Genomic DNA, 8,112 nt, shown 5'->3' with positions numbered 1-8,112 from the left:
CGGTCGGGCCGGTAACCCAGGATGGTTCCCTGCGGCACTGGTGTCGCCGGGTCTGGCCACGAGGTACTCCTACCGCGCGGCGAGGATGATGCAAGATGCGCATCAATGTATATCGTGAAGGCTGTCGAGAACCTGCTTGCATCATGACAGATGACCGTTCTCGACCACGTGCGATGGCAGCTGCCGCGAATGGTGTGTATAGAGGAGGCTTTCGGTAGCGGGTGTGGGTCGATCTGGTAGCGGGTGCGGGTGTATCGGGTAGCGCTTTTGCTCCCGGCGGGCGAGGATGGCTTTCACCCACGACATTGGTGTCGTGGTTGGTGAAAGGAAACCGACTGTAATGGCTGATTACCGACACATCATGTCCCTGCTAGTGCGGGGCTATTCATACCGGGACGTCCAGGGGTTGGTGGGTTGTTCGCATCGCACGATCGCGAAGGCCCGCCAGATCCTTGACGCCGAGGCGTTCACGACTGATGAGCAGATCCAGGCGCTGATGGCGGAGGACGTGGACCGGTTGTTCACGGACGGGCGGAAGACCTCCTCCGGCGAGTTCGTCCCCATCGATATCGAGGCGGTGGTCGCGGCCAGGATTGGCCGGAAAAAGCCGGCCTTGAAGGTTTTGTGGGCCCGCTACCTCGGAACACCTCCGGGCGGATCCGAACGGTTCTTTGGGTATGACCGGTTCTGTGAGATTGTTGCCGAGCATGTGCGTGTCAATGACTTGACGAGCCCGATCACGCACGTGCCGGGGCGTACGATGCAGGTCGATTGGGCCGGGACGCGGATGCAGCTGACGGACCCGATTACCCGGGATACGAGGAACGTCTCGGTGTTCGTGGCGTCGTTGCCGTATTCGGGCATGATCTTCGCCCACGGCTTCCTCGACGAGAAGATGGCAGCTTGGTGCGACGCGCATCGGCGGGCCTTTGAGTACTTTGACGGGGTCAGCATGGTCATCGTGCCCGACAACGCTTCCACGGCATCGAACCAGATCAGCCGGTACGAAAAGGCCCGGGACGTGAACCAGTCCTATGCCGCGTTCCTGGAGCATTACCAGTGCGCGGCCGCCCCCACCCGGGCCGCTGCACCGAAAGAGAAGGCGAACGTGGAGGCGGGGGTGAAGGTCGTGACGAACTGGGTCATCCATTTCCTGGCCGAGCGGCGATTCTCGGACCTGGATGAGTTGAACGAGGCCGTCGCCGAACAGGTGGAGGTGATCAATGACCGCACACCGTTCCGTGGCGAGGCCCGGTCCCGCCGGGACTGGTTCCAGGAAACCGAGCGTGCGGAGTTGATGGAGTTGCCGGCGCAGCGGTGGCAGCAGGTGGAGTGGCGCAAGGCCAAGGTCTCCCGGGACTGGCATGTGTTCTCTGAACTCGAATAAATCTTACATATCATCCTAAATTTCCGGCATCAGCCGGCGGCCTGGGGGCCGATGGGTGGGATGCCGAGATTGACGGGTGTGTTGGTCCGGCGTTGTACTTGGGCCAGTTTGTCTTCGGCGCCGGCGAGGCTGACTTCGAGGCCTTCGACTTCTCCGAGCCAGCCTTGCTCGTGGGCTTCCACGACGCGGGCTTGGAGGTTGTCTCTGATCTCGATTAGGCGGGTCTGCTGGTTCGGATCGGGCCAGAGCAGGGAGCATCGGATGCATGCGTGTTCGTGGATGCAGTTGCTGCCGAACGCGCGGCCGCAGGTCCCGACCGATACTTTGCGGCGTTGGAAATGGCCGAGGAATTGCTGCCACTCCTCGTCGGTGGGCTCGCGGTATTCCTCGCTCGGTCGCAGGGCGCGGCGCCGGGCGATAAACGCTCGGTGGGCGGTGATGGTTTCCTCCGGATAGACGGCCTTGTATCCCATGGTGACGCCGATGTCCTGGTGGCCGGCGATGACCTGGGCGATGTGCGGCGGTAGCCCGTTCATGATGGCGTCGGTGATGAAGATCCTGCGAAAATCATGTGGGGTGAACCGTAGCGGCTGCCCGTCGTCAGGGCCTGTCAGGGCGGTGCGTTCCAGTGCTTCGTCGAGCAGGGTGGAGGCGAAGCGTGCGGTGATGGCGCGGTGTTCGCCGTTGACGAGGTGTTGGAACAGCAGCGGGGCAGGTCGGCGCCAAACCAGTTCGTGTTCGTCTCTGGCACTAACCAGGGGGATGGTGCCTTCCGGTTTGCGGTGCCGGCTGATGATCGTGGAAAGCACCTCTGCAAGTTCGGGGCTGATCACCAGCAGCCGTTCGGTGTCGGTTTTGGATGGGGCGATCTGCAATAGCGGAATGAGTTCCCCGCTGTCGGGGAGCCGGTATTGGATCAGGCTGTGGTGGCTGATCTCAAGCAGTTCCTCGATGCGGACGCCGGTGTGCCGCAGCACCTCGATGACCGCCCATGCCCAAAATGCATGGTCTTCGTCGCGGTTGAGCAGGGTCTTTCTGGTGGTGTCCGGGTCGGCGACCCAGACGTTGGCCGTGCTGCCGTGCGGACGCTTGATCCTGGTCATGGTGATGTCGTCGGCGGTGAACGATTCGCCAGGCCCGACGCGTAGCCCGGCCTCGAGGAGCGCCGCTGATTGACGGCGCCATGTGTTGGTGGAGTTGGTCAAGATAGGCATCACCGGCAACCGCGAGCGGGTGCGGCTGTCCATGCGTGCCTTGCGGTGCCGCACCATTTTCCGGCGTGACAGATCGTCTTGGCTGATAGGGCACGGCGCCACCCACGGTGCCCACCGGCTGGGGTCTTCCAATGCCCACTGGGACAGGTCGAGGTAGAACGCCCGGACCGCGGCCAGAATATCCAGGTGCGACAGCCGCTCGGTCTTGACTTGGATTTCCTTGCCGTCGCGGATAATAATGCGGGTTTTGGTGCTCAGGCGTCTCTTCCACGCACCGGCAACATCGCGCGGTAGGTTCAACGATTCGATGCCCTGGTGGTGGCGTTCCAGGTCGGCCCAGAAGCAGCGGGCCAGCGCGTAGGCCAACGACAGCAGCGTGGAGTAGTCGACTGATGGCTGCCGCTCACGCAGGTAGTCGACGAGCAGGTCGCGTATTGGGGTGCAGGCAATGTTGTAGCGGTCGACGAGTTGTTCGACGGTGCGTTGCCCGGCGCTGTGGATCTGTTTGAGGCTCGGTACGTCGGCTGTAAGGATCCCGGCTTGCCGTAGCACTCGGATGCTTGCCCCGGCCGAGGGTGCTTTGCCGCGGATCTTCTTTTCCAGGTCGATGACCTCGAGGACGTCACCGACGGTGACGTCCCCGACCGTGCCGCCCTTTGCGGCGACGATTACGGCGCAACGAAACAGGATGTGCTTGCCCACGTCGGTGCCGACTGTCTCGTTACTGTCGCAGTGGGCGCGCAACCGGGCGAGTCCTTCACCGTCGCGGGTACGGGTCAGGTGACGGACCAGCTTGCGTTTCTTTCCTCCGGTCAGCAGCCACCGCAAGGACGGGCGAACCACGTCGAGGCCGACGGCGATCAGAAAGGAACTGGTCATTACCTCCAGCCGGGAGGGCGAGTAGTCGCCGCGCTGGCGTAGCCACCGGGCGGGCAGTTCGGCCCAGTCGTCGCCAGCCGCGTCGGCTCCGCTGGCCAGCCACCGTTCCTGCCAGGTGTCGCCCGGCTGCTCTGCCAACCAGTCCAGGAGCATCAACAGCCCGCGAAGGCCCATCAGTCGCATCGATTTCGATACCGGGGCACCCAGCGCTTCCGACGCCTGTTGATCCAATGTCTGCCTGTCGACGCCGGTGGCCGGCCACCGATCGACGGTGGGCCTCGGGGGAAACCGTGCCCGCCATGCGGCCACGTCCCTGGTGTCATCCGACTGTGGCGACCCGTTGCCGTCGGTGTCCTTGCTTTGTTCTGCCGGGGCCGCAGCGGTAATGATGCTCATAGTGTGGCCTTTCCAAAGAGCACGGCCAGGGTCTCCGGCGAGTAGCCCGGCGCCGGCGGCGGCGGCTGTTCGACGCGGTCGCGGGCGGAGTGGTGCGCCAACACTCGAGCGATCACGTCCTCTTTTCGGGGCGTGATGTAAATCTGGGTGGTCGTCAGCCGGGCATGGCCCAAGACGTATTGCACGTCAGTGAGCGGCATCGAAGGGTCCTCAGCCATCCGGTAGGCGGCGGTATGCCGCAGCGCGTGCAGCGTTGCCTCTTGGCCGGCCGCCTGGCCGGCACGCTCAAACATGCGATGTGCGGCGTGATAAGTCAACGGTCGCGCCGGACGGTCCAGCGTCCACCACAACGGCTGCAATGGGCCCTGCCCGATCGCATCTTTCATCTCGACCTGATACAAACGTAGCCACACGAACGCGTCGGGCGACGCCGGCAACTCCTGCACCTCCTTGGTTCCTTTACGCACCACCGTGATCAGTTGCCTTCCCGGATCCACGCCGCCCTGGGTAGCCGACAACAACTCCGAGGCCCGCGCACCGGTAGACACGTAGAAGGCCACCATGGCGCGGTCCCGATTCGAGCGCAACTTCGCGAAAATCTCATCGAAAACCCGATCCGGAATGTTCCGCGGAATCCTGCGCTGCGGCCTGGGCCGATACAACCCCGACTTTTCCATCCGGTAGGGATCCATAGGATTGTGATGGGCGTTCGCCCGCCCGGCGCGGCGGGACCGAGCAAGCGGGAACGGATTGACCAGCGGACCCGATCCCACATCGCGGTGGAAATCGTAGAAGCCCCGCAGCACCGTCTCGCTGTGGAGCCTGGCCGAAATTGAATACCCGCGGCCCTCCCGGGCCACCACCGCCAGCCAGCGGCAGAAATCCCGCGCCTCGATCCGGGAAGCACGATCCCAAGCCACGCCAATTGCCCACAAGAAACGGAACCAGCGCAGCAGATCCATGCCATACGAACGGACGGTTGCCTCGCTGCGCCCGGCCGCCAACAGGTCAGCAAAAAACGCCTCGACGGCTTCGACCGTGCCACCGTCCACGCCCACCAGCCGATACGGCTCCCACCGCGACCCGGTCGCCACCAGCGAACCGACCGCAGGCAAACGCAGACTCTCCAGCTCTCTGGAACATTCAGATTCATCGACCATGATCCAAGACGCTATGTCACCAGCTGTTCCGTCCCTCTGCGACATGCCCAAACCCGGCAGGCTGTTCAGTCAACAGGTGCAGCTCGATACGGCCAAGTATTCCGTTCCCCACCAGCACGCCGGGCAGGTGTTGGATGTGAGGATTGTTGGCGAGCAGGTCGCCATCCTGGCTGGCGGGGATATCGTGGCAACCCACCAGCGTGCGGCGCGGCGCAACAGCTTTGTCACCGACCCGGCCCATGCCCCGGCCGGGTACGAGGACACCTCGTTGTTGTGGACCAGGGCCTACTTCCTGCGGCAGGCCGCGAAGGTCGGCCCCTACACGGTTCAAGCGTTGACGCAGCTGCTGGACCGGTTGAAGATCGAAGCCCAAGGGTATCGCTCGTGCATGAACATCCTGGGTCTGGGCAAGGGCGCCAACCGCGGCCTGCTCGAGACGGCCTGCCGCACCCTGCTCACCCAGGAACCGGCCCGGCAGGTCAGCTACACGGCGCTCAAGCACCAGATCACCGTGGAACGGGCAGCCCATACCGGGCGCCCCTCTGTGCAGGACCCACCCTGGCAGGATCCAGGAACACCACCGCCAGCCCCGGCCCTGGGCAGCCGGGACACCCGGGGAGCCCACCTGGGCGGGATCTCCCAATTCAGCCTCGAGGCACTGACCCGAACCGCCGTTGCCGGCGGTAACGGGAAGGAGGATGGCCGTGCTTGATGACCACCTGACCGAAGATGACATGGGATTGTTCACGGGGTTGCGGATGACCGCGTTCGGGCAGGCGGTGATCGATATCGCCAATGACCCCGCCTGTGACACGTGGACGTTTTCCAAGAAGATTCGCCACGCGCTGGAACTGGAAACCACGGCCCGGTCGCAGCGGCGGATCCTGAAGCTGCTCAAGGAATCGAAGACACCGAACCTGGCCGCCTGTGTTGAGGAAATCCACTACCTTCCCGACAGGACGATCAACCGGAACGTCATCGAACGGCTCGCTTCCTGCCGGTGGATCGAGAACGCCACGAACTTGGTCATCCTCGGAAAATCCAGTGTCGGCAAGTCCTACCTTGCCCAAGCCATGGTCAACGCAGCCTGCCGGCGCGGCTACACCGCCCGCTACTTCAGGCTCGATGACCTAGCGAACACACTGGCCGTCTACCACCGCTCCGACCCCGAACGGCTGGCATTCCTTCGCACCCTGCACGACTGCGACACGCTTTTCCTCGACGACTTTTTGACCACGCCGATCACCCCGGAAACAGCAAGTGAACTGCTGAACATCCTCGCCGGCAGGGAAAACCGCGGCGCCACCGTCGTGAGCTCCCAGTTCGACCCCGAGGACTGGTACAAGTCGCTGCACGACGCGGTCGTCGCAGAGTCCATCCTCAACCGCATCGTCTCGACCAGCGAGATCATCCAGCTCGACGGACCAAACATGCGCCTGCACAACCACACCCAGAAGGAAGACCGCGCGAGCACCTAAAACAAAAAGACAGCGGCGTGGGACCTGGCGATACCGGGTCCCACGCCGCTACCCGATCAACCCAGACGCACTACCGGATCGACCCACACCTGCTACCGAATGCCTCGTCTAAACAATGGTGTCCATTGGCGCCCATCAGGCAGGCCGGCGCAGTCGTGATGACATTTGCAGACCAATGGCAAGACATGCCGCAATTGTTGGTTCCTGTTGGTGGCACGGCATTTGTTGGCGATGCAGCCCTAGGGCCCAAGCAGGCTGCGGGCACGGGCTTCATAGGATGAGCGATATCGGTGATTCTTTTGCACCGACTGTACGTTTCGAGGCTATTTGAATATCTGCTCCTGTGGTGGGCTCCAGTGGCGTTGCCGGGAACCGTTGCGACAGTTCGATGAGCGGTTGCCGGCAACGGGCCACTGGGAGGCTTCTCTGCACGTTGCCAGGTCCAGGGAGCGGTGTGAAGGCGAGAGTCAGATGGTGTTCTGTGCGCAGTGTCCGCAGTAGGGCCGGCGCGAGTGGCTCGGATGCGGTGACCGTGCCGGGGCGTCCATGGGCCGGGTGTTCCACACAGCCGTTCTGGATCGAGGGCTGCGTCAGTAACATGCGGGAGGAGCTCGGGGCCGCTCGGGAATGGATGGAACCGTCAGCCAACTGTGGCTCACACCCAGTCCGCTGTTGGCCCCCACTGGCACTATCAGTGGCCCCCGAAGCGCGGCATACTCATTGCTGGCGGCCCTTTGAAGTCGGCGTTTCCCGTTGTTCCGTCCAGTTGTATTTTTCTGGGCGCGAGCAGTCGGAGCGCGTACCGCCTTCCTTGCCAGCACTGTGCACAGTGCGTGAATTCCGTTGACGGCTTAGCCCGTCCGTCCGCAACTGAGCAAGAGTTCGGCGTCGTAGTACTTGCAGCTGGACGTTCAACATTCGACGTAGTGGAGTTGAACATGATGATCTGCACTGCAGGGTCTGGCAAGTTGACTGCTGTGCATGCTTTGCATGCTGGGCTGTCATGGGAGTCGTGTGCTGGCAACAAGAAGCAGGAGCTGGCTGATGGCGCCTCAGAAGGTGTGGCCAGATTGGTTGTGCCTATCGGCGCCTATCAGGCAACCGTGGGACCGTAGTGGTTGAACCGGGGTTTCTTACTGGCTGCAGTTCTGGACCCTGTCTGGACTGCTGAGGGCGTGATGGTGCCTCAAGCATGGAGGCGCCCACGCGGAGCCGAAACACACCCGGCGTCGGAATCGAAGATCGCGATGGTGCAGACCCGGAGTTGTGGGTATGCCGCCGACGTACACGCTGGCACGCCCGTTGCCTGAGGTACGGGTGGAAGACGAAGGCCAAAATGGGCGTCAGCTGTTGGACGGTAGGCAATCGGCTCTTTCGTATGGTCGTAATCCAGCGCACTGAGCACGGTTATGGTGTGGAACACCCTATCTGAGCACGAATTGCCCAGGAGAGCCTCGCGGAAGTCTCGTTGGGCTTCGGGACTTCCTGCAAGAATCCCCCAAAAACCTTGTGTTGCCGGGGTTGCTAGGGGATATTGACTGGTGACTGCCCGCCGTTTCGAATCGGTGCCCAGGGTCACACTGTTTCAATTGGATATG

Annotated in this window: 5 protein-coding genes; 3 read left to right on the top strand and 2 right to left on the bottom strand. The window is 62.9% G+C overall.

The genetic code is table 11. The features are described 5' to 3' along the window. Positions 1 to 340 precede the first annotated feature (340 nt). A complete protein-coding gene (gene istA, locus ACT3TS_RS19210; protein ID WP_444533137.1) occupies positions 341 to 1,387 on the top strand; it encodes an IS21 family transposase in 1,047 nt (348 codons plus the stop codon). Between the two features lie 29 nt (positions 1,388 to 1,416). Here the strand turns inward: istA and ACT3TS_RS19205 are convergent, their stop codons facing one another. Further along, entirely contained in the window at positions 1,417 to 3,876 is a 2,460-nt protein-coding gene (locus ACT3TS_RS19205) for a tyrosine-type recombinase/integrase (protein ID WP_444533136.1), read from the bottom strand. Further along, the gene (locus ACT3TS_RS19200; protein WP_444533135.1) at positions 3,873 to 5,036 is read right to left on the bottom strand and encodes a tyrosine-type recombinase/integrase; all 1,164 of its coding nucleotides are present in this window, start codon (positions 5,034 to 5,036) and stop codon (positions 3,873 to 3,875) included. Before ACT3TS_RS19200 ends, ACT3TS_RS19205 begins: the two co-directional genes overlap by 4 nt. Between ACT3TS_RS19200 and ACT3TS_RS19195 the strand changes: the two genes are divergently transcribed. Further along, the gene (locus ACT3TS_RS19195; RefSeq protein ID WP_444533134.1) at positions 5,035 to 5,748 is read left to right on the top strand and encodes a Mu transposase domain-containing protein; all 714 of its coding nucleotides are present in this window, start codon (positions 5,035 to 5,037) and stop codon (positions 5,746 to 5,748) included. The two genes, ACT3TS_RS19200 and ACT3TS_RS19195, sit on opposite strands and share 2 nt — an antisense overlap. Then, entirely contained in the window at positions 5,741 to 6,514 is a 774-nt protein-coding gene (locus ACT3TS_RS19190; RefSeq protein ID WP_444533133.1) for an ATP-binding protein, read from the top strand. Before ACT3TS_RS19195 ends, ACT3TS_RS19190 begins: the two co-directional genes overlap by 8 nt. The last annotated feature ends 1,598 nt before the right edge of the window (positions 6,515 to 8,112 follow it).

Origin of the sequence: Specibacter sp. AOP5-B1-6 (assembly GCF_052376555.1) — a bacterium.
GTDB lineage: Bacteria > Actinomycetota > Actinomycetes > Actinomycetales > Micrococcaceae > Specibacter.
The sequence above is the reverse complement of the archived record's forward strand: the minus strand, read 5'-3'. Positions and strand labels throughout refer to the sequence as shown.